24 protein-coding genes are annotated in these 26079 nt (G+C 70.8%); 13 read left to right on the plus strand and 11 right to left on the minus strand.

Translation table 11 applies throughout. The annotated features are described in order from the left end of the window. Positions 1-152 precede the first annotated feature (152 nt). The 5 genes from gltX to M3U25_RS03480 all read left to right on the plus strand — a co-directional run bounded on the left by gltX (position 153) and on the right by M3U25_RS03480 (position 5383). Entirely contained in the window at positions 153-1559 is a 1407-nt protein-coding gene (gltX, locus tag M3U25_RS03460; protein WP_355500169.1) for a glutamate--tRNA ligase, read from the plus strand. A 16-nt stretch (positions 1560-1575) separates the two neighbouring features. Further along, positions 1576-2064, plus strand: a complete 489-nt coding sequence (locus tag M3U25_RS03465) for a transcriptional repressor (RefSeq protein ID WP_010343476.1) — start codon at positions 1576-1578, stop codon at positions 2062-2064. Between the two features lie 297 nt (positions 2065-2361). Further along, a complete protein-coding gene (locus M3U25_RS03470; RefSeq protein WP_355500166.1) occupies positions 2362-3510 on the plus strand; it encodes a crosslink repair DNA glycosylase YcaQ family protein in 1149 nt (382 codons plus the stop codon). Positions 3511-3725: 215 nt separating this feature from the next. Continuing rightward, complete coding sequence (locus M3U25_RS03475) at positions 3726-4778, plus strand: XdhC family protein (RefSeq protein WP_355500163.1); 1053 nt, start codon at positions 3726-3728, stop codon at positions 4776-4778. Beyond that, positions 4778-5383 carry a nucleotidyltransferase family protein gene (locus tag M3U25_RS03480; RefSeq protein ID WP_242081190.1) on the plus strand — a complete coding sequence of 202 codons (606 nt, stop codon included), beginning with the start codon at positions 4778-4780 and terminating at the stop codon, positions 5381-5383. The genes M3U25_RS03475 and M3U25_RS03480 overlap by 1 nt, the downstream gene beginning before the upstream one ends. A 289-nt stretch (positions 5384-5672) precedes the next feature. Here the strand turns inward: M3U25_RS03480 and M3U25_RS03485 are convergent, their stop codons facing one another. From M3U25_RS03485 to M3U25_RS03500, 4 genes are all read right to left on the minus strand, one after another. After that, positions 5673-7868 (minus strand): xanthine dehydrogenase family protein molybdopterin-binding subunit, encoded by a 2196-nt coding sequence (locus M3U25_RS03485; protein ID WP_355500160.1) that lies wholly within the window; start codon positions 7866-7868, stop codon positions 5673-5675. 23 nt (positions 7869-7891) lie between these two features. Next, positions 7892-8893, minus strand: a complete 1002-nt coding sequence (locus tag M3U25_RS03490) for a xanthine dehydrogenase family protein subunit M (RefSeq protein WP_355500157.1) — start codon at positions 8891-8893, stop codon at positions 7892-7894. Next, on the minus strand, positions 8880-9713 hold the full coding sequence (locus M3U25_RS03495) for a 2Fe-2S iron-sulfur cluster-binding protein (protein ID WP_355500154.1): 834 nt from the start codon (positions 9711-9713) through the stop codon (positions 8880-8882). Before M3U25_RS03495 ends, M3U25_RS03490 begins: the two co-directional genes overlap by 14 nt. Positions 9714-10067: 354 nt before the next feature. Then, positions 10068-12458, minus strand: a complete 2391-nt coding sequence (locus tag M3U25_RS03500) for a TonB-dependent receptor (RefSeq protein WP_355500151.1) — start codon at positions 12456-12458, stop codon at positions 10068-10070. A gap of 328 nt (positions 12459-12786) precedes the next feature. Between M3U25_RS03500 and M3U25_RS03505 the strand changes: the two genes are divergently transcribed. Further along, positions 12787-13119: an SMR family transporter gene (locus tag M3U25_RS03505; RefSeq protein WP_355500148.1), complete on the plus strand. Its 333-nt coding sequence runs from the start codon at positions 12787-12789 to the stop codon at positions 13117-13119. 55 nt (positions 13120-13174) lie between these two features. On the opposite strand, the gene M3U25_RS03510 is transcribed toward M3U25_RS03505, so the two are convergent. Next, entirely contained in the window at positions 13175-15247 is a 2073-nt protein-coding gene (locus M3U25_RS03510) for a TonB-dependent receptor (protein WP_355500145.1), read from the minus strand. 154 nt (positions 15248-15401) lie between these two features. Here M3U25_RS03510 and M3U25_RS03515 point away from each other — a divergent pair, with 154 nt between their 5' ends. Together M3U25_RS03515 and M3U25_RS03520 are read left to right on the plus strand one after the other, a co-directional pair. Beyond that, complete coding sequence (locus tag M3U25_RS03515; protein WP_160948185.1) at positions 15402-15815, plus strand: MerC domain-containing protein; 414 nt, start codon at positions 15402-15404, stop codon at positions 15813-15815. A 111-nt stretch (positions 15816-15926) separates the two neighbouring features. After that, the gene (locus M3U25_RS03520; RefSeq protein WP_160948184.1) at positions 15927-16112 is read left to right on the plus strand and encodes a 30S ribosomal protein THX; all 186 of its coding nucleotides are present in this window, start codon (positions 15927-15929) and stop codon (positions 16110-16112) included. A gap of 153 nt (positions 16113-16265) precedes the next feature. Here the strand turns inward: M3U25_RS03520 and M3U25_RS03525 are convergent, their stop codons facing one another. The 4 genes from M3U25_RS03525 to M3U25_RS03540 all read right to left on the minus strand — a co-directional run bounded on the left by M3U25_RS03525 (position 16266) and on the right by M3U25_RS03540 (position 21221). Continuing rightward, positions 16266-17687 carry a chloride channel protein gene (locus tag M3U25_RS03525; protein ID WP_160948183.1) on the minus strand — a complete coding sequence of 474 codons (1422 nt, stop codon included), beginning with the start codon at positions 17685-17687 and terminating at the stop codon, positions 16266-16268. Between the two features lie 152 nt (positions 17688-17839). Continuing rightward, positions 17840-19102 (minus strand): ectonucleotide pyrophosphatase/phosphodiesterase, encoded by a 1263-nt coding sequence (locus M3U25_RS03530; RefSeq protein WP_355500398.1) that lies wholly within the window; start codon positions 19100-19102, stop codon positions 17840-17842. Positions 19103-19224: 122 nt separating this feature from the next. Then, positions 19225-19752 (minus strand): methylated-DNA--[protein]-cysteine S-methyltransferase, encoded by a 528-nt coding sequence (locus M3U25_RS03535; protein WP_355500139.1) that lies wholly within the window; start codon positions 19750-19752, stop codon positions 19225-19227. Beyond that, positions 19749-21221, minus strand: coding sequence for an AlkA N-terminal domain-containing protein (locus M3U25_RS03540; RefSeq protein ID WP_355500136.1), 1473 nt, complete (start codon positions 21219-21221; stop codon positions 19749-19751). Before M3U25_RS03540 ends, M3U25_RS03535 begins: the two co-directional genes overlap by 4 nt. 224 nt (positions 21222-21445) lie before the next feature. On the opposite strand from M3U25_RS03540, the gene M3U25_RS03545 reads away from it, so the two are divergent. The 5 genes from M3U25_RS03545 (at position 21446) to ubiM (ending at position 25204) form a co-directional block, all read left to right on the plus strand. After that, the gene (locus M3U25_RS03545; protein ID WP_355500395.1) at positions 21446-22474 is read left to right on the plus strand and encodes a hypothetical protein; all 1029 of its coding nucleotides are present in this window, start codon (positions 21446-21448) and stop codon (positions 22472-22474) included. Between the two features lie 87 nt (positions 22475-22561). Continuing rightward, positions 22562-22822, plus strand: coding sequence for a hypothetical protein (locus tag M3U25_RS03550; protein WP_184502461.1), 261 nt, complete (start codon positions 22562-22564; stop codon positions 22820-22822). Between the two features lie 77 nt (positions 22823-22899). Further along, on the plus strand, positions 22900-23484 hold the full coding sequence (locus M3U25_RS03555) for a DUF4019 domain-containing protein (protein WP_355500132.1): 585 nt from the start codon (positions 22900-22902) through the stop codon (positions 23482-23484). A 43-nt stretch (positions 23485-23527) separates the two neighbouring features. Continuing rightward, complete coding sequence (locus M3U25_RS03560) at positions 23528-23917, plus strand: MAPEG family protein (protein WP_242081181.1); 390 nt, start codon at positions 23528-23530, stop codon at positions 23915-23917. A gap of 99 nt (positions 23918-24016) precedes the next feature. Beyond that, the gene (gene ubiM / locus M3U25_RS03565; RefSeq protein ID WP_355500130.1) at positions 24017-25204 is read left to right on the plus strand and encodes a 5-demethoxyubiquinol-8 5-hydroxylase UbiM; all 1188 of its coding nucleotides are present in this window, start codon (positions 24017-24019) and stop codon (positions 25202-25204) included. A 186-nt stretch (positions 25205-25390) separates the two neighbouring features. Here the strand turns inward: ubiM and M3U25_RS03570 are convergent, their stop codons facing one another. Both M3U25_RS03570 and M3U25_RS03575 read right to left on the minus strand, forming a co-directional pair. After that, positions 25391-25714 (minus strand): hypothetical protein, encoded by a 324-nt coding sequence (locus M3U25_RS03570; RefSeq protein WP_355500127.1) that lies wholly within the window; start codon positions 25712-25714, stop codon positions 25391-25393. Between the two features lie 67 nt (positions 25715-25781). Beyond that, positions 25782-26003, minus strand: coding sequence for an RNA-binding S4 domain-containing protein (locus M3U25_RS03575; protein WP_160948465.1), 222 nt, complete (start codon positions 26001-26003; stop codon positions 25782-25784). Positions 26004-26079 lie beyond the last annotated feature (76 nt).

The raw sequence follows: 26079 nt of genomic DNA on the forward strand, positions 1-26079 counted from the left end.
CAATCGACTGCGCACCCGGTTCGCGAGGACCTGTCGCCCCGGCACCAAGCCGCTTGCCCCACTCCCGAATCCCCACTCCCGAATCCCGCGGCGCCAGCAGGCGCCGCCACGGCAGAGTAAAATCGCCCGATTCCCGTCGTTTCGAGCGTTCCATGGCCTGCCGCACCCGTTTTGCCCCCAGTCCCACCGGTTACCTGCACATCGGCGGCGCGCGTACCGCGCTGTACTGCTGGCTGGAGGCGCGCCACCGCGGCGGCGAATTCGTGCTGCGGATCGAGGACACCGACCGCGAGCGCAGCACCCAGGCGGCGATCGACGCGATCCTGGAGGCGATGGAGTGGCTGGGCCTGGACTACGACGAAGGCCCGATCTACCAGACCCGGCGCCTGGACCGTTACCGCGAGGTCGCCGAGCAGTTGCTGGCGCAGGGCAAGGCCTACTACGCCTACGAGACCCGCGAGGAACTGGACGCCATGCGCGAAGCGGCGATGGCGCGGCAGGAAAAGCCGCGCTACAACGGCGCCGCGCGCGAACTGAACCTGCCGTATCGCGACGATCCCAACCGGGTGATCCGCTTCAAGAACCCGACCGAGGGCGTGGTGGCGTTCGACGACCTGATCAAGGGCCGCATCGAGATCGCCAACAGCGAACTGGACGACATGGTGATCTTCCGTCCCGACGGCTATCCCACCTACAACTTCGCGGTGGTGGTGGACGATTGGGACATGGCCATCACCGAGGTGATCCGCGGCGACGACCACATCAACAACACCCCGCGGCAGATCAACATCTACCAGGCGCTGGGCGCGCCGGTGCCGAAGTTCGCGCACATGCCGATGATCCTCGACGAGCAGGGCGCCAAGCTGTCCAAGCGCACCGGTGCGGCCGACGTGATGCAGTACAAGGATGCCGGCTACCTGCCGCACGCGCTGATCAACTACCTGGCGCGGCTGGGCTGGTCGCACGGCGACCAGGAACTGTTCGGGCGGCAGGAGCTGATCGACCTGTTCGACGTGAAGGACGTCAATTCCAAGGCCGCGCGCCTGGACATGGCCAAGCTGGGCTGGGTCAACCAGCACTACCTCAAGAGCGACGACCCGGCGACGATCGCGCCGCAACTGGAGTTCCAGTTGCGCAAGCTCGGCATCGACCCGGCCGCCGGCCCGGCCGCGGCCGAGGTGGTGGTGGCACTGCGCGAGCGCGTGCAGACCCTGAAGGAAATGGCCGAGAAGGCCGAGGTCTGGTACCGCCCGCTGACCAGTTACGACGACGCGGCGGTGGCAAAGCACTTCAAGTCGGGCGCCGAACTGGCGCTGGGCAAGGCCCGGGAACTGCTGGCCGCGCTGCCGCAGTGGAGCCTGGACGGCGTCGCCGCCGCGCTGCACGACACCGCCGCCGCCCTGGAGATCGGCATGGGCAAGGTGGCGCAGCCGCTGCGCGTGGCCATCACCGGCACCCAGGTCAGCCCCGACATCTCGCAGACCGTCTACCTGGCCGGTCGCGAGGAGGCCTTGAAACGCATCGACGCCGCGCTCATCAAGATCCCAGCGGGAAGCTGATTCCCGGGAGACCGCCATGTCCAGCAAGAAGACCGCCTGCACCGAGCCGCACCACCACGTCCACGACGCTGCCGACTTCGTCAAGGTGGTGGAGCGGGTCAGCCGCGAGCGCGGTCTGCGCCTGACCCCGATCCGCGCCAACGTGCTGCGGCTGATCGCCGAGGCCGGGCGCCCGGTCAAGGCCTACGACCTGCTGGAATGGGTGCGCGAAGGCAAGGGCGTGGGCGCCGACGCCCCGCCCACCGTGTACCGCGCGCTGGACTTCCTGATGGCCAACGGCTTCGTGCACAAGCTCGAATCGGTCAACGCCTTCGTCGCCTGCCACCACCCGAGCAGCGCCCAGCACTCGGTGCCATTCCTGATCTGCGACCGCTGCCACAGCGCGGTGGAGCTGGAGGACCGCGACGTGGTCGCGCAACTGGAGCAGCGCGCCAAGGCCCTGGGCTTCCAGCCGCAGGCGCAGACCCTGGAAGTGCACGGGCTGTGCGCGAAGTGCGCGGGCTGAGCCTGGCCTGCATCGCCGTGGGTTGCAGGCCCGCGGGGCGAGGCATGCGCTTGATTTGAGCGTGACTGGATCGGGATGGGTTGCGGTCGGCAATGCCTGCTATCACCGCAATGCCGGTACGTCCTGTCCGCCGTGAATCGTGGCGATGGCATGTTACGCAGGACTCGGCGTGGGCTAGGGTGATCGAAGCGACGAGGGCTGCGACGGCCGGATGCGACGCGTGCTCTGCGGCCCGCGCTGCGCATCCGGGATTGCTATCCTGGCCGGCGCTGCCGCGTTACCAGGAAGGTCGTTTCGATGCGCACTCCCGTCGCTTCTGTCCCACTCGCGCCCGCGCGGGCGCGCGCACTGTGGCTGCATGCCCAGCGGCTGAGCACGCCGGCGCCGTTCGGCGATGGTGCCGAGGCGGTGCGGCAGGCCACTGCGCACCTGGGCTATGTGCAGATCGACACCATCCACGTGATCGCACGCAGCCATCACCACGTGCTCTATACGCGCATTCCCGAGTACCGCGAACAGGACCTGGAGCAGGCGCAGTCGCAGGACAAGTCGCTGTTCGAGTACTGGACCCATGCCTTGGCCTACGTGCCGGTCGCCGACTACCGCATGTACGTGGCACAGATGGCCCGCCGACGGGCGCAGGCCGACGCCAGGGGCGCGGTGGATGCGCAGGACTACGCGCGGCTGCTGCGGCGTATCCGCAGCGAGGGGCCGTTGTCGATCCGCGACATCGACGACGACGTGCTGGTCGAGAAGACCCACCCCTGGGGCAGCCGCAAGCCGTCCCGGGCGGCGTTGCAATACGGTTTCTTCAGCGGCGACCTGGTGATCAGCCAGCGCAGCGGCATGCTCAAGACCTACGAACTGGCCGCGCGGCATTTCGGCTGGCGGCAGCGGCCGCGTCCGGTCAGCGAGGCGCAGTACGCGCGTTACCTGCTGCAGCGTGCGCTGCGCGCGCAAGCCATCGTCGGCGTGGAGTCGATCTGCTATGGCGAGACCGCCGCCAAACCGGCGGTACGTGCGTTGATCGCCGCGGAAGTGGCGCGCAAGCGCCTGATCCCGGTGCATCTGCAGGGCCAGGAAGGCGTGGCCCTGTGGGCCGAGCCCGAGGTGCTGGACAGCGCGCCGCCGCCGCCGGATCCGACCCGGGCGCTGTTGCTGTCGCCATTCGATCCGCTGGTGATCCAGCGCAAGCGGCTGCAGCAGTTCTTCGGCTATACCCACCGCTTCGAGGCCTACGTGCCGGCGCCGCAGCGGGTGCTGGGCTATTTCGCGCTGCCGGTCCTGGTCGGCGACCGCATCGTCGCCGCGCTCGACCTGAAGATGGATCGCCGTGCCGGTCGCCTGCTGATCCAGCAATGGACCTGGCTGGAACCGCGACGGGCGGCGCTGCAGGCGACGATCGACGCGGCGCTGCAGCGGTTCGAGCGCTTCCATCTGTCGTAGCGGGCCGTCGCCGCCGCGAGTGTGTGGCGTGCCGGTGGCGCAAGGTCGGCGGGCGCCGCATCCGCAGCGCCGCGCCGGACTCCGGCATCGCGCCGCGCATCGTCGATCTCCCTGCGCCGCCGCCGCGAACGCGATGCCCACGAGCAGCCAGAGGGTCACCTCGCGACCACAAGCCGCCGCTTAGGCTCTGGATTCCCCCTTCGCCCGGCCGCCGCATGTCCGCTGCCCGACACTGCCTCCATGATGCCCTCGACGCCTGCCGCCGTGGCACGCCTGCGGTCCTGGCCGTGGCGATGGCCCGCGAAGGCTCCACCTACGCGCATGCCGGGGCGATGGCCCTGTTCGGTGCCGATGGGATGCAGCAGGGTTGGCTCAGCGGCGGTTGCCTGGAGCCGGAGATCGCGCGCTGCGCCGCAGAGGCCGCCGACGCCGGTACGCCGGTGTGGATGGAGATCGACACGCGCGAGGACGAAGACCTGCTGTCCGGCTCGGCAGCCGGTTGCCGGGGGCGCTTGCACCTGGCCTTGTTGCCGCTGCACGCCTTGCCGGGTTTCGACGGGGTGGCCCAGGCCTGGCTGCAGGGCCGCGGTGGCCTGACCCTGGCGCTGGACGCCGACGGCGGCATCGTCGCCAGGGTCGCCGAGCAGGCGGCGCGGTGGTGCCTGCCGTGGCGCACGGTCTCGGCCGCGTCGCCGCGTGTCGGCGAGGTGTACGTGCCGCCTGCACCCCGGGTCAGTGTCTTCGGCGCCGGCCCGGAAACCACCTTGCTGCTGCCCTTGCTGCGGCAGTTGGGCTGGATGACCACCCTGGTCGAGCAGCGGCCGCGCTGGTCTGGGTTGGCCGCGCTGGCCGATCGTGCCCTGACATGCACGCCGACGCGCGCGGTGGCCGACTGTGCCGGCAGCGATGCGGCGCTGGTGATGCACCATCATTTCGAACTGGACCGCGAAGCACTGGATGCGCTGGCCGGCAGCACGATCCCGTTCGTCGGCCTGCTGGGGCCGGTGCGGCGGCGCGAGGACCTGTTCCGTTTGCTGAGCCCGGCGCAATGCGCGCAGTTGCTGCCGCGCCTGCATTCGCCGGTCGGGCTGCGCCTGGGGGGCAACGGCGCGGAGGCGATCGCACTGAGCATTGCCGCGCAATTGCAGGCCAGCCGGGCGGCGCCGCCGCGGCTGAGCGCGGTCGTGCAGGCGAGCGACAGGCCGCGGCGATCGCATCGCGATGCGCTGGCGGCAGCACGGCCCTTGCTGGCCGAGGGCGGCGGCTGATGGCGCAGGCGCACGCGGCGTTGATCCTGGCGGCCGGCGCCAGCCGCCGCCTCGGCCGCGCCAAGCAGGCGCTGACCAGCGACGGCGAGCCGCTGCTGCGCAAGGTCGTGCGGCTGGCCTTGTCCACCGCGCCGGCGCGCTGCGTGGTGGTGCTGGGCGCGCAGGCCGAGGCGCTGCGCCCGCTGTTGGAGGGATTGCCGGTGGAATGCGTGCGCAATCCGGGCTGGTCCACCGGCATGGGCGGCAGCCTCGACTGCCTGCGTGCGGCGGTACGCGACGATGCCGCGATCACCCGCAGCCTGGTGCTCGGCTGCGACCAGCCGGCACTGGCCGCGGCGCATCTGCACGACCTGCTGGCGGCGGCTGCGCGGGCGGCCTCCGGTTGCGCGGTCAGCGCCTACGCCGGCGTGCGCGGCATGCCGGCGGTGGTGGCGCAGCAGCGCTGGCGCACACTGCCATTGGGCGGCGACCAGGGCTTGCGCGCGTTGTTCGCAACGCTGGCGCCGGACAGCCTCGGCTGCATCGTCGCACCGGCGTTGGCGCTGGATCTGGATACGCCGGAAGATGTGCAGGCGGCGGTCGCGCGGGGGTGGCTGGATCCGTAGCGGTTGCGGTCGGGCGTGGCGTGGCGGTGGTTTCCGCGCAGCTTGCATTGCATTGTGCGAGGTGCAGCCGAGCTGGGTGCCGTCGGACGACGACTGACGTTGGAAGAACGTCCTGCTTCGCTCGTCGCGACTGAAAGGCGCCTCTCACGCCGCCGGAAGCCCCGTCGTAGGAGCGGCTTCAGCCGCGACAGGCATTAACGGGGATGCCTGTCGCGGCTGAAGCCGCTCCTACGAGGGGGAAGGGTGCACGGCACGTTTCTGGAGCGCGACGCCGTAGGGGCGCCCGCGCTCAGCCGATCAACTTGTCCGGCGTAATCGGCAGGTCGCGGATGCGCTTGCCGGTGGCGTGGAATACGGCGTTGGCGATGGCTGCGGGAATGCCGACCATGCCCAGTTCGCCCATGCCCTTGACCCCGAGCGGGTTGACGATGGTGTCGTCCTCTTCGACGAACATGGTCTGGATCTCGTGCACGTCGGCGTTGACCGGCACGTGATAGTCGGCCAGCGAGGCGTTGAGCATGCGCCCGTAGCGATGGTCGATCTCGGTGCCTTCGCTGAGCGCCATGCCGATGCCCATCACCACGCCACCGATTTCCTGGCTGTGCGAGGTCAGCGGATTCATGATCTTGCCGCAGGCAGTGGCCTCGATGACCCGCGTCACCTGCACCATGCCGGTATCCGGATCGACCTTGACCTCGATGAACTGCGCACCGTGGGCGGCGGTCGCGTACTGTTTGCGCTCGGCCGAGGGCTTGGATTCGTGCACCACCTCCAGTTCCTGCAGGCCGTGCTGACGCATCAGCTTGGCGACCTCCAGGCCGGCCTCGGGCTTGCCGGCCGGGCGCAGCCGGCCATCGACCAGTTCCACCGCATCCACGTCCAGCCCACTGAACGCGGTCTGCCCATCCTGCCTGGCCAGTTCCAGCAGCTTGCCGCGGATCTCGCGCGCTGCGCCATGGATCGCGCTGCCGACGCTGGCGGTGGTCCACGAGCCGCCCTGTGCCGGCGCCTTGGGCAGGCGCGTGTCGCCGAGTTCGAACTGCACGCGCTTGGCGTCGATGCCCAGATACTCGGCGGCGATCAGGGTCATCACCGTGTAGGTGCCGGGGCCGATGTCGGCGGTGGCACTGCCGACCCGTGCGCTGCCGTCGGCCTTCAGTACGACCCGCGCCAGCGCCGGCATCTGCATGGCCGCCCAGGTGCCGGTGGCCATGCCCCAGCCGACCAGCAGGCGACCATCGCGCATGGAGCGCGGCGCATGCGAACGCTTGCTCCAGCCGAAGGTCTCGGCGGCGAGCGCGTAGCACTCGCGCAGCGCCTTGCTCGAGAACGGCTTGCCGCTTTCCGGGTCGGTCTCGGCGTAGTTGGCCAGGCGCAGTTGCAAGGGGTCCATCTTCAGCGCATAGGCCAGTTCGTCCATCGCGCACTCGATGCCGAACATCTGGCTGATGGTGCCGGGCGCACGCATCGCCTGCGGTGTCGGCAGGTCGGTCTCCACCACCTCGAAGCGATCCTCCACGTTGGGACAGGCGTACAGCGAGCGCGCATTGCGGAAGATGGCCTCGTTGAACGCCTCGATGCGCGAGGTGTTGAGCACGTGCCGGTAGCGGATCGCCTGCAGCGTGCCGGCCGCATCGGCGCCCAGGCCCAGTTCCACGCGATAGTACGGACGGTAACCGTGGCCGCTGAACATCTGCCGCCGCGTGTAGACGATTTTTACCGGCAGCCCGACCGCCTTGGACACCGCGCCGAGCAGGAAGGTGTAGTAGTTCGGACGCAGGCACGAGCCGAACGCGCCGCCGACGAACAGCGACACCACGTTGACCTTGTCCACCGGAATGCCGAAGTAGCCGGCCAACTGTTCGCGGTCCTGGTAGACGTTCTGGCTCTTGTTGACCACGGTCAGGGTGTCGCCGATCCAATAGCCGATGCCGCCGTGCGGCTCCATCGGGTTGTGGTGCTCGACCGGCATCGTGTACGCGGCCTCGAGCTTCACCGGCGCGGCAGCAAACGCCGCGGCCGGGTTGCCGCGCGGTTTCGGCGAGTCTTCCGGGGTCGGATCGTGCGCCTGGTCGAGCAGCGCGTCGAAATCCGTGTGCGCGGTCTCGGCGGCATACTCGACCTGGATCAGCCGCGACGCGTGCCGTGCCTGCTCGAAGGTGGTGGCCACCACCACCGCGATCGGCTGCGCGTTGAAATGGATGCGGTCGTCGACCAGGGCGCGGAACGACAGGTCCTCGCCCTTCTTCTTGACCGCGTCGGAGACCGGCTTGATCGCATTGAGGTGGGTCAGCACCTTGATCACGCCCGGCGCGGCCTCGGCGGCGCGGGTGTCGATGCGCACGATGCGGCCCTTGGCGATGGTGCTGGTGAGGATGTAGCCGTGGACCAGGTGCGGGATCTGGAATTCCGCCGCATAACGGGCCTTGCCGGTGACTTTGGCGTAGCCGTCGACGCGGCGCATTTCCTTGCCGATGTAGTTCATTGCCGGTTCTCCGGTTTGGCCGCTCACGCGGCGTCGCTGCCGCTGGCGCGGTGCAGGGCGCGGATCATCGCGTGCGTGCCCATCGGGATCTTGTAGGCGTTGTGCGTCAGCGGCCGCGCCGAGGCCATCTCGGCCTGCGCGGCGGCGGCGAAGGCGGCTTCACCGACATGCTGCCCGACCAGCGCACGTTCGGCGGTGCGCGCGCGCCAGGGTTTGTGCGCCACCCCGCCCATGGCGATGCGCGCTTCGCGGATGCGTCCATCCGGTTCCAGCGCCAGCGCCGCGGCCACCGAGACCAGCGCGAACGCATAGCTGGCCCGGTCGCGCACCTTCAGGTAGTGGCTATGCGCGGCGAAGCTCTGCGCCGGCAGCGTGATCGACTCGATCAGCTCGCCGTGCGCCAACTGGTTGTCCAGGTCGGCGCGTGCGTCGGGCAGCAGGTGAAACTCGGCGAACGGGATCTCGCGGTGTGCGCCGGCCGGCGTGCGCACGTGCACGGTCGCGTCCAGCGCGGCAAGCGCCACGCACATGTCCGACGGATGCACCGCCACGCAGTGCGGGCTGTGGCCGAAGATCGCGTGGGTACGGTTGAGCCCTTCGCGCGCGCCGCAGCCGCTGCCGGGTTCGCGCTTGTTGCAGGGCAGGGCGATGTCGTAGAAGTAGCCGCAGCGCGTGCGCTGCAGCAGGTTGCCGCCGTTGCTGGCCATGTTGCGCAATTGCATCGTGGCCCCGGCCAGGATCGCCTGGCTCAGCAGCGGATAGCGTTGGCGCACCAGCGGATGGTTGGCGGTCTGGGTGTTGTTGGCGAGCGCGCCCAGGCGCAGGCCGCCGTCGGCGGTTTCGGCGATCTCGGCCAGGCCCTTGAGCCGGGTCAGGTCGACGATCTCGTCGGCGCCGGTCACCCCTTCCTTCATCAGGTCGAGCAGATTGGTGCCGCCGCCGAGGAAGCGCGCGTTCGGGTTGGCGGCGACGCGGCGGACCGCCTCCTCCGGCGAGGTGGCGCGCTGATACTTAAACGGCGTCATCCGCCACCTCCTTGGCCATCTTCAGGGCGGTCAGTTCGGATTGGTCGACATAGCGCCAGGTCAGCGGCCGCGGCGCGCCGCCGCTGTGCACGTCCTGGATGGCGGCGACGATCTTCGGGTAGGCGCCGCAGCGGCAGATGTTGCCGCTCATCCGCTCGCGCACCTCGGCGTCGCTGAGTTCGGTGACTGGCCGGCTGACGTCGGCGCTGACGTGGCTGGCGTCGCCGCGCTTGATCTCGTTCAGCAGGGCCACGGCCGAGCAGATCTGCCCAGGCGTGCAATAGCCGCACTGGAACCCGTCGTGCTGCACGAACGCAGCCTGCATCGGATGCAGCCGTTCGCCGTCGGCCAGACCTTCGATGGTGGTGATCTGCGCGTCTTCGGCCTGTGCGGCCAGGGTCAGGCAGGACAGGCGCCGCTCGCCGTCGACGATCACCGTGCAGGCGCCACACTGGCCGTGGTCGCAACCCTTCTTGGTGCCGGTCAGCGCCAGATGTTCGCGCAGCGCGTCCAGCAGGGTGGTCCGTGGGTCCAACTGCAACGCGTGGCGCTGGCCGTTGACCTCCAGGACCACCGGCAGCGCATTCTGCGGCGGTGCGGCCTTGGCAACCGGCGCGGCGAATGCGGCCTCGCTGAAGAGGATCTGCCCGCCCGCGCTGCTCAGCCCGGCGGCCGAGAGCAGGGCAATGAATTCGCGGCGCGAGAGGCCATTGATGCCGAGCCGGCGCGCGAGCGCTGCCTCGTCCTCGCTCAGCGGGGTATCGGGCGCGCTGTCGGCGGCGCCGGACGCGGCCTCGGAACGGCGGGGGTCATGCTGCATCGGTCTCTCCTGCCTGGGGACCGCCACCACGCGCGCCGTGGCGCAGCATGGAGCGAATCGACCTGGGTAGCGGCGCCGCCATCGCGACGCCGGCGTAGGGGCGCGCATCGGCACCCGAGCGCCAGCATCGCGGCGATACCGCGAAGGGATTGCGAAGAGATCGCGAAGGCAGGGTGTCGAGGCAGTGACGCGGTCAGGCGGATGCGCGGGACCGGGAACGGCGCACATGCGCGGCGTCGAGCGCATCTGCAGGAGCGGTCACCGCCGCGACAGGCATCGATCGCGCCTGTCGCGGCGGACGCCGTGCCACGCGCCGTGGCGATGGCAGCACATGCGTGTGCCACCGTGCGGGCGCTACCAGCGGTACGCCACCGACAGCTGGTACTGGCGGCCGGCGATCGGGCGGCCCATGAACACGCCCCCGGTGGCCGCACCGGGCACACGCACATTGCCCTCGGTCAGGCCCAGGGTGTCGGTCACGTTGCTGCCGCTGACGGTGAACTCCCAGTGCTCGCCGCTGTGCAGGCTGGCGCCGAGATCGAGCATGTCGTAGGACGGCAGGCGCTGGCTGTTGGCCAGGTCGGCGTAGCGCTCGCCGATGTAGGAGTAGGTGGCGAACACGCGCAGATCGCCGAACGGCAGCATCCAGTAGTAGCTCGGCGTCAGCCGGAACTGGCGCTTGGGCTGGCGCATGACCTGGTTGCCGGTGTACTCGCGGTAGTTGCGGTACTTCGCGTCCAGCCACACGCCGGTGCCCGCCAGCTCGAAGCCACCGAACGGGCGGATCGCGCCTTCCACCTCCAGGCCGTAGGCGCGCGAATCGCCGACCGTGGTGAAGTTGCTGCCGTTGGCCAGGAAGGCCTGGAACGGCGAATTCTTGAAGGTGTTGTAGAACGCGGTCAGGTACAGATCGTAGTTGGCCGCACCCGACTTCAATCCCAGTTCGTACTGCCGGATGTCCTGCACCTTGGTCTGCCCGTCGCGCAGGTTGTCGAAGCCTGGGAACTTGACCCCGGAATTGACCCGCGCGAATACGCTGTTGTGCGCGTCGAGCTTGACGTTCAATCCGGCGGTCCACGACAGCGCATTGTCGTCCTGGTCGATGCGCCGCGCGCTCGGCAGCGAGATCGAGGTGGCATTGTCGTACAGCGTGGCCGGATTGCCGTCCAGGTCCACGGTGGCGGTGTCGTGCACGGTGCCGGTGACGTGCTGACGCTCGTAGCGCACGCCCAGGTCCAGGCGCAGGCGCTCGTCCAGCTCCCATTCGTCGGCGACGAACACCGCGGCGTTCTCGCCCTCGTAGTGCGCACGCAGGGCCAGGAAAGCGGTGCTGGTGAAGCCGTCGCGGGTGGGCTGGCGGCCGTCGTCCAGCGTCACGTCGATGCGCCGCGCATGGTTGCGCGCGGTCAGCAGCATGGTGTTGCCGAGGTACCAGGTGTCGTTGGAGGTATACCTGGCGTAGTAGCTGCCCACGGTGAGCGTGTTGCCGGCGAACAGCGCGCGGCTCAGGCGCAGGTCGTTGGTGAAGGAGTTCAGGCGCTTGTCCACCGACCACCAGCCGGCTTCCAGCACCTGCTGGTTCGGATCGACCGCACCGCCGCCATTGGTATAGCGCGCGCTGCCGGTGCTGCCGTAGCCGGCGATGAAGTCGCCCAGCCGCTGCGGCGCGTCGCCGGTGAACAGCGCATAGGTCGGTGCGGTGCCGCCCATCACGTTGAAGCGGTCGGCGATGGTCCAGTCGCCCAGCTGCCAGTTCAGCTCGCCGCCGAACACGTCGATGTTGACGCCGCGGCCGTCGCCGAGGTCGCGCCGGATGGTCTGGCCGTTCGGGCCGACCGGCAGGGTGACGTTGCGGAAATCGTCGCTCAGCAGCGTGCCGCGCTGCGCATTGAGGCCGGGGAAGCTGGACAGGTCGCGGCCGTTGTTGCGCGACAGCAGCGGGATCGCGGTGTAGAAGGCGTTGTTGTCGTCGGTGTGGCGCGCATAGAACGACAGTTCGCCGCTGTCCCAGCGCTTGCTCAGGGTGGCGCTGAACTGGCCGCCCTTGTCGGCGGGGAACTGCGGGTCGCGCACGCCGTCGGTCTCGCGGAAGAAACCCCCGACGCTGTAGTACCAGCCATTGCCCATCGGCCCGCTGTCGAACAGGTCGATGCGGCGCAGGGCGTCGCTGCCACCAGTGAGGCGCACGCTGCCTTCCGGCTCGTCCTGGCCCTTCTTCTGGATGAAGTTGACGGTGATGCCGGCCTGGCCGTTGGAGAAGATCGGACTGGAGCCGCCGCGCAGCACCTCCATGCGTTCGATGGTGTCGTCGGTGCGGAACAGCGTGGAGTTTTCCAGGAATGACAGGGTCGGCGGCGGGAACAGCGGTGCGCCGTCGAGCTGGAAGGTGACGAACGGCGCATCGCCTTCGGACGGCATGCCACGCACGAAGATGTTGGCGCCGGTGCCGCCGCCGCTGGGCTCGGCCCACACCCCGGGCACGATCTTCAGCAGGTCGGCGCTGCTCTGTGGCACCGCCTGCTGGATCTGTTCGGGCGTGGCGGTGGTGATCGAGAAGCTCGCATCGCGCTTGCGCAGGCCGCTGAAGCGTGCAGTGCCGCTGACGACCACGGTATCCAGGGTGGTGGCGTCGGGCTGCGCGGCAGGCGCAGCGGGGGCATCGGCGGTCTGCGCCAGCGCGGGGGGCGCGAGCAGGGCGGCGGCGACGGACAGGGGCAGCAGCTGGCGGAGCGGGGCAAATTGCATGAAGAATCTCTCCTTTCTTCATCCGGAACGGGCGGCCGGCAGGCGGTACGCGCGTGCAGCGCGTGGCCACGTCGCAGCGGCCGCGACGGCGCGAGACAGGGGGCAACGCGCGGCGCTCTTTGTACCCCCGTCCAGCGAGCGGGCTGTTGTGCAGCGCGGTACGCGCCGGGTTTGCGTGACAGGTTGCCCACGCAGGCCGCCATCGCACGGCCATGCACGGCCTGCGCTGCGCAATGCGGTGTCGCGCGACCAGGGCAGGCGCGCCGTCGCCATCGTCGCCACGCCGCACTTGCTATGGTCGCGCGCGTATTTCCAGGAGCGTCCCGCAATGAAGAACTGGTTGTTCCTGCTGGTGGCCATCCTCGCCGAGGTGGTCGCGACCTCGGCACTGAAGGCCAGCGAGGGCTTCACCCGGCTGGGGCCGACGCTGCTGGCGCTGTGCGGCTATGGCATCGCCTTCTACCTGCTGTCGCTGACCCTGCGCAGCGTGCCGGTGGGCGTGGCCTATGCGCTCTGGTCGGGCATCGGCATCGTGTTGATCTCGCTGCTGGCGTGGTGGCGGTTCGGCCAGGCGCTGGATCCGCCGGCGATCGTCGGCATGGCGCTGATCGTCGCTGGCGTGGTGGTGATCAACGTGTTCTCGCGCAGCGCGCCGCATTAGCCAAAGAAAAGGCCGCCCGAAGGCGGCCTCCTCACGCTGCGGCGAGCGTGCCCGGTCAGAAGAACAGGCGCACGCCGAACGAGGCGCTGCGGCCGGGCAGCATGACGTCGTCCTTGAGGAACGAGGTGTGCACGCGCGCATCCTGGTTGGTCAGGTTGTTGCCGTCCAGGAACACTTCCCAGGCGGTGCTGCCGCTGTCGATGTGATAGGCCAGGTGCGCATCGACCAGGGTGTAGCCGGCGGTCGGGGTCTCGTTGACCGCCACCTTGTCCTGCTTCTGGTAGCGGGTGGCGCCCAGCGCGGCGCGCCAGTTGCTGGCGTCCCAGCGCAGCTGCGCGCCGTAGCGCGCCGGCGCGATGCGCGGCAGGTTGCCGCCGTCCTTCAGCCGCGCACGCACGGTGTCGCCGAACACGCGCAGGTCCCAGGCGCCGCTGTCGTTGTTGGCCAGGTGGAAGGTGGCTTCGCCCTCGAAGCCGTGGAAGATCGCATCGGCCTGGGTCCACTGGCGGATCGGCAGGAAGTCGTTGTCTTCCTCGTGGTACCACTGGCCACCGGTGTCGACGATGTAGATGAAGTCGTCGTAGCGGTTGTAGTAGCCGGCCACCTTGGCGTCGACCCAGTCGTTCTTGAAGATCAGGCCCAGTTCGGCCTGGTTGGCCTTCTCGGTCTTCAGGTCGGGGTTGCCGATCTCGTAGGCGAGGGTGGCGATGTGCGGGCCGTTGGCGAACAGTTCTTCCTCGGCCGGGGCGCGCTCGGCGTGGTCGAGGTTGGCGGTCAGGCGCCACTGGTCGTTGAAGCGGAAGCCGCCGCTGAGCGACAGGCTCTTCGGGGTGAAGTCGCGGTCCACGCCGGTGTCGGTCTCGTACTTGGTCTTGTCCACGCGTGCGCCGACCTCGGCCTGCACGCGGTCCCAGCTGTTGCGCGCCAGCGCGAACACGCCGAGGGCGCGGGTGTCGGTCTTCGGCACGAAGGCTTCTTCGCCGATGGCCTGGAAGGTGGAATCGCTGCCCTGCACGCCGACCGCGGTCTGCCAGCCGCCGCCCAAACCGAAGGAGGCCTCCACGCGGCCTTCGTTGGCGCGCTTGTCGAACTTGGTGCCCACTTCCGCGCCTTCGAACTCGGTGTGGGTGTAGGCGGTGTGGCCGAAGCTGTAGCGCAGCGCGCTGCCGTCGCCCCACGGGTCGTTCAGCGCGCCCTTGAGTTCGAAACGGTCCTGGTGCAGCTGCAGCGACACGCCGCGCTCGCCGGCAGCCGGGTCGCCGGGTTCGCCCGGGTTGCCGTAGTTGTCGCGGAAGCGCGAGATCGACACGCCGACGAAGCCCCAGTCGCCGGCCAGCGAGCTGCCGATCGAGCCGACCTTGGACTTGACGAACGAGTTCAGCTGCGGGCCCTGCGGCGTGTCGTAGTCCTTCAGGTTGCGATACACGCCATCGGCGTGGATCGACAGGCCGCTGCCGTTGCCGGCATCGACGCGGAACATGTCGGTGTTGCCGCTCTTGTCGCCGCCTTCCCAGCGCGCTTCGGCACGGCCGTGCACGCCGTCGACCGGGGTCTCGGCGATGCGCCCGTCGACCACGTTGACCACGCCGCCGATGGCTCCGGAGCCGTACAGCAGCGTCGACGGGCCCTTCAGCACTTCGATCTGGTCGGCCAGGAACGGCTCCACCGCCGGCGAATGGTCCTGGCTGACCGTGGACACGTCCTGCGAGGACAGGCCGTCGTTGAGCACCGCCACGCGCGGGCCGTCGAGGCCGCGGATGATCGGCCGGCCCACGCCGGGGCCGAAGTTGGAGCTCTGCACGCCAGGCAGGCTGGCCACGGTTTCGCCGATGCTGGCGCCGCGGTTTTCGTCCAGGCGCTCGCCGGCCAGCACGTCCACCGGCTGGCTCAGCGCGCCGGCCGCATCGCGCAGCGGGCTGGCGGTGACGACGACCTGGTCCATGTCCTTCACGTGCCGGTCCTGCTTGTGGCCCGCGCCGTGGCGACTGTCGCTGGCCGGCGGCGTGGCGTCGGCCGCGGCGGTCGCAGTGGTGGGATCGGCGGCCAGGGCCAGTGACGGGCTCAACAGGCCAAGCAGGGCCAGGGACAGGGCGGAACGGCGGAGCAGGGCGGGACGGTGAGAGGGCATGGGCATTCCATCAGGAGGGACAGTCGGGGCGACGTGCGCGCTGCCGACACCGCACAGCGGCGGTGGACGGTCGGGGAAGGGGCACGGGACGCGCTGGTCGCCGGCGGCCGAATGTTATATTATTCCGTAACACTTTCAACCCGTGCCGCTCGTCATGTCCTCACCGTTCGATCTGCGCGCCACGCTCGACCGCCTCGGCGCCACCGGTTCGCTGCTGTGCGCGGTGCATTGCGCGGTGCTGCCGCTGGCGCTGGCGGTGCTGCCGTCGCTGGGTCTGGCGATGTGGCTGGGCGAGGGCGTGGAGCGCAGCCTGGTGCTGTTCGTGACCTGCCTGGGGCTGTTCAGCCTGGTGCTCGGTTATCGCCGGCACCGCGCCTGGCAGGCGCTGGGCCTGCTGGTGCTCGGCCTGCTGGCGCTGTGGGCCGGCCTGCTGGTGCCGGCGCTGCACCACGCGGTGGCGCCGCACGCGGCGATCATGACCTTCGGCGGCACCCTGGTCGGCCTTGCCCACCTGCTCAACCTGCGCCTCAATCACGGCCACGTGCACGACGCAAGCTGCGCCCACTGAGCGCACGTGGTAGGCTTGCCGCCCTTGCGCGAGGGCGCCGACCGCGTTGGCCTCGCCAAACCCCGTGCGTCGCGCGGGGGTTTTCGCACATACATTCAGGAGTCGATGAGCATGGGTAAGGGTGACCGCAAGACCGCCAAGGGCAAGCGCTATAACGCCAGCTACGGCAATGCGCGCTCGCACAGCGTGAGCAAGGTGGCCGTGGGCGCTGGTGCGCCGGTCGCGAAGAAGTCGGTGGTCAAGGCGCCGGCGGCCAAGAAGGCCGTGGCCAAGAAGACGGTCGCCAAGGCCGGCTGAGCCAGCCACCGGTTGCGACGAAGAACGCGGCGCTTGCGCCGCGTTTTTTTATGTCTGTTTTTTGCTGCCCGGCCGCCGCCAGGCAGCGGCCTTGCGAAAGCGGGAGTGGCGGCGCGCTTGCGGATCGCGCCAGTGCCGGAGACGCGCCGGCAATCAGTGCGGGCGTGGCGCGGTCGGGCCGTCGTCGCGGTCGTCGTGGTCGCTACCGGCCAGATCGGCGACCAGCGAGGTCGGCGCTTCCTCTTCGGCGGGCGGCGCCGACGCCGGCGGCGGTGCCACCAGCAACAGCTCGGCCAGGCCGCGATAGATCGGCGTGCGGCACACCAGCGCCGAGGCGCCGCGGGCGATCAGCACCGTGGCCAGGATCGGCAGCAGCATGTCGCTGCTGTCGGTGAGTTCCAGCGAGATCACCGCCGAGGTCAGTGGCGCCTGGGTCACCCCGGTGAGATAGGCGCACATGCCCAGCAGCACGAAGATGCGCGGGTCCACGCCCGGCATCAGCACGGCCAGGTTGTGGCCGAGCCCGGCGCCGACCGCCAGCGCCGGCGAGAACAGGCCGCCGGGGATGCCGGCGACGTAGGACACCAGGTTCGCCAGCAGCTTCATCAGGCCGAACTCGTGGCCGACGCTGGCGTGCCCCTGCACCAGGCTGCGGGCCTGCTCGTAGCCGGTGCCGAACGCGCCGGCGCCGAAGATCAGGCCCAGCAGCACCAGCGCCAGGCCGCACAGCGCGGCCAGCAGCACCGGCTGCCGCCGGCGCAGGTCGCCCAGCCAGCGCGGCCGGCCGGCGGCGCTGGCCAGCACCATGCGCGAGAAGGCGCCGCCGAGCAGGCCGGCGACCACGCCGCACAGCAGGATCGCCAGCCACGCCTTGCCCAGCGGCAGGCCGGCGGTGGCGACCCGGCCGAAGTAGGTGTAGTCGCCGAGCAGGCCCAGCGAGATCACGCCGCCGACGATCACCGCGGTCAGCAGGGTGCCGGAGAAGTGGTGCTCGAAGCGCCCGCTCAGTTCCTCGATGGCGAACACCACGCCGGCCAGCGGCGTATTGAACGCGGCGGCGATGCCGGCGGCGCCGCCGGCCAGCAGGAAATGACTGGCCTGCCGTGCGTCGCGGAAGCCGAACCAGCGCCCGAACACGTACATCAGGCTGGCGCCGACGTGCACGGTCGGGCCTTCGCGGCCGATCGAGGCGCCGCCGAACAGGGCCATGGTGGTCAGCATCAGCTTGCCGGCGGACACGCGCAGCGACAGGTTGGATTGGCGGAAGCCGTCGTCGGTGCGGTCCAGCGCGGCGATCACCTGCGGAATGCCGCTGCCGCGGGTGGGGCGCAGGGCGCCGTTGGTCAGCCAGGCGAGCAGGGCGAACACGCTCGGGGTCAGCAGCAGCGCCCACCACGGCGAATGCGCGGTGATGCGCTGGAACACGTGGAAGGCGGCGTCGCTGGCCTTGGCGAAGACGATGGATACCAGTGCCACCGCCACCGCGCCGCCCCACAGCACGGCGCGCTGCTTCCAGCTCTCCTGCGAGATCAGTTGGCGCAGGCGCGGTGGTTGCGCGGAGTCGGGCGAGTGCATGCGGCCATTGTCGCACGCGTTGCCCCGGGCGGGCGTCGGCGCGCCGACGCCGTTGCCCTGGCGCTTAGGGCGAGTCACCCATTCCCGAGTATGCCGCGCCGCGGCTGCGCGCGCCTGTGGCCGCGTCATCGCTCGGGGATGGGTGGCCCGCCCTAGCGCAGCGCCGGCAACAGGGCCTGCGGATCGCCGTCGTTGGGCGCGGCGGGGATGCCGAGCAGGCGGGTCAGCAAGGGATAGACGTCGACGTTGTCGATCGGCGGCAGGGTGACACCGCGGCGGAACGCCGGACCGCGGGCGACGAACACCGCGCGCATCGACGGCAGCGCCGGGTCGTAGCCGTGCGAACCGCGCAGGCCGCGCGGCTTCTCGGCGATGCGTGCACGCGGTAGCGCATCCCAGCCCTCGTGCATCTGGCACACGATCGGCGGGATGCGCGGGTTGCTGCCGTAATGCCAACGCGCCGGCAGCTCGCCCTTGCGCCAGCAGTCGTACTGCGGGTGCGCGCCGAGCAGCCGCGCCTCGGCCGCGGCCTCCTGGCCCGGGCGCGGGGCGATGCCCACCGATTGCCCGTAGCTGATCACCGTGGCCTGTTGCGGCGATACCATCTCCTCCACCGCCAGCACCTGCCTGGGCGGCACCGCGGCCATGCCGTGGTCGGACACCAGCACCAGGTTGATGTGGTCCAGTTCGCCACGCTGCGCCAGGCCGTCGAGCAGATGCCCGATCGCGGCATCGATGCTGGCGATGGCCTGCGCGTATTCCCGCGACTCCGGGCCGTGGTCGTGGCCGGCTTCGTCCACCTGTTCGAAGTACAGCGTCAGCAGCTGCGGCCGCGGCGCGCTGGCATCGTCCAGCCAGCCCAGTACCTGATCGACCCGCGCGTTCGGCGGCATGTCCGCGTCGAAGGTCTGGCGGCGGCTGGGGCGCACGCCCTGGATGGCCGCCTCGCTGCCCGGCCAGGCCCAGGTCGCCGCGTGCAGGCCCGCCTTCTCGACGCCGACCCAGATCGGTTCGCCACCCCACCAGCGGCCATCGCCGACCGCGGCGCGATCGCTGATCTGGAACGTGCCCAGTACCGGGTCCTGCATGCTGTTGTGGACGATGCCGTGATGGTCCGGACGCAGGCCGGTGGCGATGGTGTAGTGGTTGGGGAAGGTCAGCGACGGATACGAGGGCGTCATCCACTGCGCACGCACGCCGTCGTGGACCAGGCGGCTCAGGTTCGGGGCGATGCCGCGATCGAGCATGTCCGCGCGCAGGCCGTCGATCGAGATCAACAGCACCGGCGTGGGCAGCGCCGCCGGCGCGGCGGCGCTGGCCGCGGCAGTCGCATGCGGGGGCGTGGAGGGGGCGGAGGCGCAGGCACCGAGCAGCAGGGTGGCGCAGACGAGCGTGGAGCGCAGGACGGAGGACATCATCGCCGCATCATAAAGCGCGCACGGTGACGTGGCGAAGACAGCGCCCGCCGCGCGCCCATCGGCTGGCGAATGCGGCAAGGCCACGGCGTTGGCGGCAGGCCCACCGCGTGCCGCGGCGCTCAGCCGAACAGCGAGGCCATCGTGCCGGTGGCCGCGCCGCCGCCGTCGCGCCGCTCCAGCGCCAGCAGTGCGGCCTTGGTCGGCAGGCCGCCGCCGAAGCCGGTCAGTGCGCCGTTGGCGCCGATCACCCGATGGCAGGGCAGCACGATCGGCAGCGGGTTGCGGCCGTTGGCGGCGCCCACCGCACGCACCGCACGCGGCTGGCCGAGGTGCTGCGCCAACTGCGCGTAGCTCCAGGTCGCGCCGAACGGGATTTCGGCCAGCGCCAGCCATACCCGCCGCTGGAACTCGGTGCCGTGCGGGGCCAGCGGCAGGTCGAAGCGCTCGCGCTCGCCGGCGAAGTAGGCCAGCAACTGCTCGCGCGCGGCGCGCACCGGGGTCGGATCGTGCACCCAGTCGGCACGGCCGCGGGCGTCATAGCGGTTCTCCGGGAACAGGATGTGGCGCACGCCATCGGCGCCGACGGCGACGGTCAGCTCGCCGATCGGGGTGGCGAAGCAGTCGTAGGACAGCGGGGACGTGGTCATGCGCGGGTCTCCTCGGGAGGATCGTTGGCCAGGTGCCACAGGTGCAGCACCGCATAGGCGCGCCAGGGCCGCCAGGCCTGCGCGCGCGCCTCGGTGGCGCGTTCGCTCAGGCGCGAGCCGCCTTCGCCGAGCATGCGTTGCAGCACCAGGTCGCCGGCGGGGAAGGCGTCGGGCTGGCCGAGCGCGCGCAGGGCGATGTACTGCGCGGTCCAGGCACCGATGCCGGGCAAGGTGATGGCGTGGGCGACGAAGTCGTCCAGGCGCTGGCCGGCGCGGAAGGACAGGCGGCCGTCCAGCACCGCCTGCGCCAGCGCACGGATCGTCGCCGCCCGCGAGCGCGGCAGGCCGATCGCTTCCAGCGGCGCGTCGCGCAGCGCCTGCGGGGTCGGGAAGGCGCGATCCAGCCCCGGCGGCTGGCCGGGCCGCGCGGCGCCATGGCGATCGACCAGGCGCGCGGCCAGGGTCGCGGCGCCGGCCACGCTGACCTGCTGGCCGAGCACCGCGCGCACCGCCACTTCGAAGCCGTCCCAGCCGCCCGGCACGCGCAGCCCGGGGCGCCGGGCGATGGCCCGCGCCAGCAGCGGATCCTCGCCGAGCGTGGCGTGCACCGCGCGCAGGTCGGCATCCAGGTCGAACACGCGGCGCACCCGGCGCACGATGTCGGGAATGGCGCGCGGATCGGCCGCGGCGATGTGCAGGCGCAGTTCGTGGCGCTGCGGATCGGCTTCGACACGGATGCGGGTAGAGGCCGCGCAGGGACCGAGCACGCGTTCGTAGCTGGCTTCGCCGATGCGCTCGATGCCGGGGATCGCGCGCTTGCGCAGGAACGCCAGCATCGCCGGGAAGTCCAGCGGTGGCCGATAGCCCAGGCGCAGCACCAGGTCGCCGCCGGGGCTCTCGGCGCGCTGCTTGCGGATCGCCGAGGGCGGCATGCCGCAGCCGTCGAGGAAGGCGGCGTTGAAGCGGCGCAGGCTGTTGAAGCCGGCCGCCAGCGCCACCTGGGTGATCGGCAGTGCGGTTTCGGTCAGCAGTTGCTTGGCCAGCAACAGGCGCCGGGTGGCGTGCACCGCCGCCGGGGTGGCGCCGAGCTGGGCGACGAACAGGCGCTGCAGCTGGCGCGCGCTGATCCCCAGTTCGGCGGCCAGCGCGGCGACACTGGCGTCCTGCAGGGCGCCTTCGGCGATCAGCGCCAGCGCACGCCGCACGACCTCCTCGCCCAGGTGCTGCTGCGCCTCCGGCGACAGTTCGGGGCGGCAGCGCAGGCACGGCCGGTAGCCGGCCGCTGCGGCGGCCGCGGCGCTGGGGTAGTAGCGCACATTGCTGCGCTTGGGTGGCGGCGCCGGGCACACCGGCCGGCAGTAGATGCCGGTGCTGCGCACGGCGGTGAAGAACACGCCGTCGAAGCGCGCATCGCGCGACTGGCGGGCGCGGTCGTAGAGGGCGTGGTCGGTGGCGGCGAGGGCGGGCATGGCGCCAGTCTAGTCGGCCCCGACGCGGCGCACTGGCCGTTTTCGGACAGCAATGCCGCCGCGTGCGCGTCGCCGTGGTGACCGCGGTTTAGGCGCAGTTGGGGAGGCTCCGCGCTGCCGCACTAGACTAGGTCCACGGGCGCCTGGCGCCTGGCTTTTTCGTGTTCGCCCTGGATCCCTGTTTGGCCGCTCCGTTCAGACTCTGCTGGTTGTCGCTATGTTGCCTGGGCCTGTTGGCCTGCGGGCAGCAGCCGGCGTCGGCGCCGCGGACCGTCGCCGACAGCCCCTCGGCCGACGGCGAGCACATGGTCTCGATCGGCGCACCGCCGGCACCGCCGCCGCATGCGGTCGCGCCCAAGCACGATCCGCAAGCCTGGGACGAGGCCACCCTGGAAAACGGCGAGGCCTTCATCAGCTGCGATATCGACTATGCCGACGAGGCCGGCGACGGCCAGCCGCTGGCCGGGCTGGACCGGCCCGCGGTGGAAGCGGCGCTGGCGCCGTGCCGCGAGCGCGGGCTGATGCGGGTGCGCTATGTCGGCAAGATCAACGCCGGCTTCGCCGAGCTGGTGCGACGGCTGGCCGAGGTGGCCAGACAAACCGGCATCGGCAAGCGCGTGCTCGACCTCGATTCCAGCGGCGGCCAGGTCGAGGCGGCGATTCGCGCCGGCGACGCCATCGGCGAATCCGGCTGGACCGTGTGGGTGCGCGAGGGCTCGGTCTGCCACAGCGCCTGCGTGTTCGTGCTGGCCGCCGGCGACAACCGATTGATTTCCGGCAAGGTCGGCATCCACCGGATGATGCGGATCAGCTCCACCGCGACCTCGCGCGCCGAACTCAACCGCGAACTGCAGGAGGTCTATGGCAACGTCAAGGACTACCTGGAGCGCAACGGCGTGGCGGTGGCGGTGGCGGATTTGATGATGACCGTGCCCAACCGCAGCCTGCGCCTGCTCAGCAACGACGAACTCAAGCAGTACGGGCTCGATGGCACCAACGCGGTGCAGGACGATCTGGAGCGCATCAAGCAATTGCGCAAGTGCGGCGACGACTTCGTGCGGCGCAAGGATGCCTTCCTGGTCGCGTTCGACCAGGAGTGCAAGACCAGGAAGGACGTGGATCTGGAGAGCCTGACCGCCTGCGGCCAGGCGCTGAAGCAGCGCTTCGGGTTCCCGGACCAGGCCTGCCCGATGGAAAGCCCGCTGTCGGAGATCGACGTGGCGACCCTGCCGCTGGCCTCGCCCGGGGCCTGAACGGCGGCTGCGGCGCGTTCCGCGCGTTCACGTGGCGCGCATCGATGCGGGACTAGCGTCGCCGCATCACCACCCCGGAGCGCGCGCATGGCCGCCGGAACCCGCTTGATGCTGCGGCTGTATCTGCCCCCGGCCTTGCTGGCGCTGGGTGGCTTCGTGATCGCCGAAGTGCTGCTGCACCTCGCCAATGGCCTGCATGCGCCCTGGCTGGCGCGGACCGGCTCGCTGCTGAGCCTGTTCGGCCTGCTCGCGGCCACCGCCTGGGCGCTGTGGGCCAGTTGGCGCGCCTGGCACCGCCAGCGTTACGCCGCCGCGGCCGCGGTGGTGGCGAGCGAGGAAACGCCGTAGGCGCCGCTGCGTCGGTCCGCCATGGCGGCGTAGACTGCGGCCCTCGCCACCGCCGCTGCCGAGCGATGTCCTTGCCCATGTCCGTCCCGTTCCGCTTTCCTGTCGTCCTGCTGGCCTTGATGGCCGGCGCCGCCTCCGCGCAAACCGCGTCCCCGGCACCGTCGTCCGCACCCACGCCGACGCCGACGACTGCCCCGCCAGCGGCACCCGCCGCGCCCGCCGGCGCTCCCGCGGCGACAGCGAAGCCGGCGCCGCGCCATGCCGGCACCGCGACCCCCGCCCCCGGACCGCTGGCCAAGCAGGATGCGCAGATGGCCCAGGCCGGGCTGCGCGCCGCGCAGCTGGTCGACGCCGGGCGCACTGGCGAACTGTGGGACGGCGCCTCGGCGGTGGCGAAGAAGGCGGTGACGCGTGCCGTGTTCGTGCGCGAGATCGACGCCGCGCGTGCACGGCTGGGCGCGCTGCTCGGCCGCGGCGTGGCCAGTGTGGCGCGGGTGCAGTACGCCGCCGGCTCGCAGGTGCCGCCGGGCACCTACGTCAACATCAGCTTCCCCAGCCGCTTCGCCAACGCGCCGCAGCCGGTGCGCGAGCTGGTGTCCTTGCGGCTGGACGAGGACAAGACCTGGCGCCTGGTCGGTTATCACGTCGCCATGCCCGATTGAGCGGCATGCTGCGCGCCGTCTTCCCTTTCCCGACGAGGCTCCGATGCCTACCGAAATCCGCATGCTGGCCTGGGCGATCCTGCTCGGCATCGCGCAATTGCTGCTCGCGTCCGCCTTCGTCACCGCGCAGCGCGGCTTGAAGTGGAACGCCGGCGCACGCGATGCGCCGCAGCCGCCGCCGGCCGGCGTGGCCGGGCGCCTGGATCGCGCCCTGCGCAACTTCCTGGAGACCTTCCCGTTCTTCGCCGCCGCGGCGGTGGCGGTGGCGGCACTGGGCAAGGGCGATGCGCACACCGCGCTGTCGGCACAGATTTATGTGTGGGCGCGGGTGGCCTACGTGCCGCTGTACGCGGCCGGCGTGCCGTACGTGCGCAGCCTGGTGTGGGTGGTGTCGTTGTGGGCGATCCTGCAGCTGGTGTGGGCCTTGCTCTGAACCTCGCAGGCTGCGACCGATCGTCGCAGCGCTGATCCAGATCAAGGACGCGGTGCGCGGCGGTCGTATCCTGGCCGGGTCCGATCAGGGAGTTGCCGCATGCAAGTGGATATCGCCATCGTCGGGGCCGGTCCTGCCGGCCTGTGCTTCGCCCGCTCGCTGGCCGGCAGCGGCCTGTCGCTGGCGCTGATCGAGCCGCAGCCGCGCGCGGCGCTGGCCGAGGCCGCCTTCGACGGCCGCGAGATCGCCCTGACCCATGCCTCGCGGGCGCTGCTGGAGCAGCTGGACCTGTGGGCACGCATCGACCCGCAGGCGATCGCGCCGCTGCGCGATGCGCGGGTGATGAACGGCTCCTCGCCGTTCGCGCTGACCTTCGCGGCGGGCGAGGGCAGCCGTGGCGACCTGGGCTGGCTGGTGCCCAATCACCTGATCCGCCGCGCCGCGTTCGCCGCGGTGCAGGACCAGCCCGGCCTGACGTTGCTCGACGGGGTTTCGGTGCAGGCGCTGCGCCGCGACGCGCGCCAGGCGGAGTTGCAGCTTTCCGACGGGCGCAGCGTGGCTGCGCGGCTGGTGGTGGCGGCCGACAGTCGTTTTTCCAGCACCCGCCGCATGAGCGGCATTGGCGCGCAGCTGCGCGATTTCGGCCGCACCATGCTGGTATGCCGGGTGCGCCATGCGCGTCCGCACCATCAGACCGCCTGGGAGTGGTTCGGCTACGGCCGCACCATGGCGTTGCTGCCGCTGCACGGCAACGCCGCCTCGGCGGTGCTGACCCTGCCGCCGGAGCGCGCGCAGGCGCTGCTGCAGATGGACGAGGCGGCGTTGGGGGCGGAGATCAGCGCCTGCTTCGAGCATCGCCTGGGCGCGATGACCCCGTTGGTGCGGCCGCAGGCCTATCCGCTGGTGGCGGTGTATGCGCAGCGCTTCGTCGCCGAGCGCTATGCCTTGATCGGCGATGCTGCGGTCGGCATGCATCCGGTGACCGCGCACGGCTTCAACTTCGGCCTGCAGAGCCAGGCGCGGCTGGCCCGCGCGCTGCACCAGGCGGTGGCACGCGGTGGCGACATCGCCGCGCCCGCGCTGCTGGCCGGCTACCAGCGCGGGCACCGCCTGGCCACCCGCCCGCTGTACGAGGCGACCAATGCGATCGCCGCGCTGTACACCGACGACCGCCTGCCGGCGCGCGCCCTGCGCAGTGCCGCGTTGCGCGTGGCCGACCGGGTCGCGCCGTTCAAGCGCGCGATCGCCGCGCACCTGACCCAGCGCGTGGCGGCCATGGCGCGCTGAGGTCAGGCCGCGGCGAGCGGAGCGACGCGTCGGCGCGTGCGCTGTGGTGGTCGTCGCGCGGGCTGAGCCTGTCGTGCGCGTCCTCGTAGGAGCGGCTTCAGCCGCGACCACGCTTTACCAGGAAAGCCCGGTCGCGGCTGAAGCCGCTCCTACGAGGTGGAGGCATGCCTCCTGGGTCCGGCAACCTCAGGGTGAACGCGGTTGCGCCGCACCGGCGACGAGTTGGGCGAGGGCGGTTTGCAGGTCGCCCGAGCGCTGCGCCGCTTCGATCGGGGCGATGGCCCAGGCGCAGCCGGCCTGGCGCAGGTGCTGGCGCCAGTCGCCGGGCCAGGCCTCCAGTTCGTCCAGCGCCAGGTGGATGGAGCCGCCGCGCTCGCCATGCCCGCCGCAGATGGATTGGCCCAGGCAGAACGGACGCGCCGCGTCCGGATCGAGCTGCACGATGTACACGTCGTGCCGCGGATGTGCCGCGGACGGCGCGATGTTGCGGGCGCCGAGCTCGATCAGCATCGTCCGGCGCTCCGCGTTGCCCGGCAGCGTCGGCCAGCAAGTGGCAGGCCGCGCGCGCCGATGCCGGTCATGCCTTGCCGAGCACCTGCACCTGCACGTCGCCCAACTGCACCACCTGGCCCGCGCGCACCTTGCAGGCCTTGCGCAGCTCGACCTCGCCGTCCACGCGCACCTGACCGTCGCTGATCACGGCCTTGGCCGCGCCGCCGCTGTCGCACAGGCCGGTCAGTTTCAACAGGTGCTTGAGTTCCACGTAGTCGCTTTCTAGCTGGAGATCGATGGTCTGCATTGGGGGCTGCTCGGAAATCGGTGCCCATTGTCGGTCATTCGCGGCAAAACGCCCACCATGTCGATCGTCCGAGCTC

Source organism: Xanthomonas sp. PPL134, assembly GCF_040595915.1.
Taxonomy (GTDB): Bacteria; Pseudomonadota; Gammaproteobacteria; order Xanthomonadales; family Xanthomonadaceae; genus Xanthomonas_A; species Xanthomonas_A indica.

What these genes read in the sequence shown, in the direction of transcription:
- gltX (WP_355500169.1), top strand. Translation starts at nt 153, where the DNA reads ATGGCCTGCCGCACCCGTTTTGCCCCCAGTCCCACCGGTTACCTGCAC.
- M3U25_RS03465 (WP_010343476.1), top strand. Translation starts at nt 1,576, where the DNA reads ATGTCCAGCAAGAAGACCGCCTGCACCGAGCCGCACCACCACGTCCAC.
- M3U25_RS03470 (WP_355500166.1), top strand. Translation starts at nt 2,362, where the DNA reads ATGCGCACTCCCGTCGCTTCTGTCCCACTCGCGCCCGCGCGGGCGCGC.
- M3U25_RS03475 (WP_355500163.1), top strand. Translation starts at nt 3,726, where the DNA reads ATGTCCGCTGCCCGACACTGCCTCCATGATGCCCTCGACGCCTGCCGC.
- M3U25_RS03480 (WP_242081190.1), top strand. Translation starts at nt 4,778, where the DNA reads ATGGCGCAGGCGCACGCGGCGTTGATCCTGGCGGCCGGCGCCAGCCGC.
- M3U25_RS03485 (WP_355500160.1), bottom strand. Translation starts at nt 7,868, where the DNA reads ATGAACTACATCGGCAAGGAAATGCGCCGCGTCGACGGCTACGCCAAA.
- M3U25_RS03490 (WP_355500157.1), bottom strand. Translation starts at nt 8,893, where the DNA reads ATGACGCCGTTTAAGTATCAGCGCGCCACCTCGCCGGAGGAGGCGGTC.
- M3U25_RS03495 (WP_355500154.1), bottom strand. Translation starts at nt 9,713, where the DNA reads ATGCAGCATGACCCCCGCCGTTCCGAGGCCGCGTCCGGCGCCGCCGAC.
- M3U25_RS03500 (WP_355500151.1), bottom strand. Translation starts at nt 12,458, where the DNA reads ATGCAATTTGCCCCGCTCCGCCAGCTGCTGCCCCTGTCCGTCGCCGCC.
- M3U25_RS03505 (WP_355500148.1), top strand. Translation starts at nt 12,787, where the DNA reads ATGAAGAACTGGTTGTTCCTGCTGGTGGCCATCCTCGCCGAGGTGGTC.
- M3U25_RS03510 (WP_355500145.1), bottom strand. Translation starts at nt 15,247, where the DNA reads ATGCCCTCTCACCGTCCCGCCCTGCTCCGCCGTTCCGCCCTGTCCCTG.
- M3U25_RS03515 (WP_160948185.1), top strand. Translation starts at nt 15,402, where the DNA reads ATGTCCTCACCGTTCGATCTGCGCGCCACGCTCGACCGCCTCGGCGCC.
- M3U25_RS03520 (WP_160948184.1), top strand. Translation starts at nt 15,927, where the DNA reads ATGGGTAAGGGTGACCGCAAGACCGCCAAGGGCAAGCGCTATAACGCC.
- M3U25_RS03525 (WP_160948183.1), bottom strand. Translation starts at nt 17,687, where the DNA reads ATGCACTCGCCCGACTCCGCGCAACCACCGCGCCTGCGCCAACTGATC.
- M3U25_RS03530 (WP_355500398.1), bottom strand. Translation starts at nt 19,102, where the DNA reads ATGTCCTCCGTCCTGCGCTCCACGCTCGTCTGCGCCACCCTGCTGCTC.
- M3U25_RS03535 (WP_355500139.1), bottom strand. Translation starts at nt 19,752, where the DNA reads ATGACCACGTCCCCGCTGTCCTACGACTGCTTCGCCACCCCGATCGGC.
- M3U25_RS03540 (WP_355500136.1), bottom strand. Translation starts at nt 21,221, where the DNA reads ATGCCCGCCCTCGCCGCCACCGACCACGCCCTCTACGACCGCGCCCGC.
- M3U25_RS03550 (WP_184502461.1), top strand. Translation starts at nt 22,562, where the DNA reads ATGGCCGCCGGAACCCGCTTGATGCTGCGGCTGTATCTGCCCCCGGCC.
- M3U25_RS03555 (WP_355500132.1), top strand. Translation starts at nt 22,900, where the DNA reads ATGTCCGTCCCGTTCCGCTTTCCTGTCGTCCTGCTGGCCTTGATGGCC.
- M3U25_RS03560 (WP_242081181.1), top strand. Translation starts at nt 23,528, where the DNA reads ATGCCTACCGAAATCCGCATGCTGGCCTGGGCGATCCTGCTCGGCATC.
- ubiM (WP_355500130.1), top strand. Translation starts at nt 24,017, where the DNA reads ATGCAAGTGGATATCGCCATCGTCGGGGCCGGTCCTGCCGGCCTGTGC.
- M3U25_RS03570 (WP_355500127.1), bottom strand. Translation starts at nt 25,714, where the DNA reads ATGCTGATCGAGCTCGGCGCCCGCAACATCGCGCCGTCCGCGGCACAT.
- M3U25_RS03575 (WP_160948465.1), bottom strand. Translation starts at nt 26,003, where the DNA reads ATGCAGACCATCGATCTCCAGCTAGAAAGCGACTACGTGGAACTCAAG.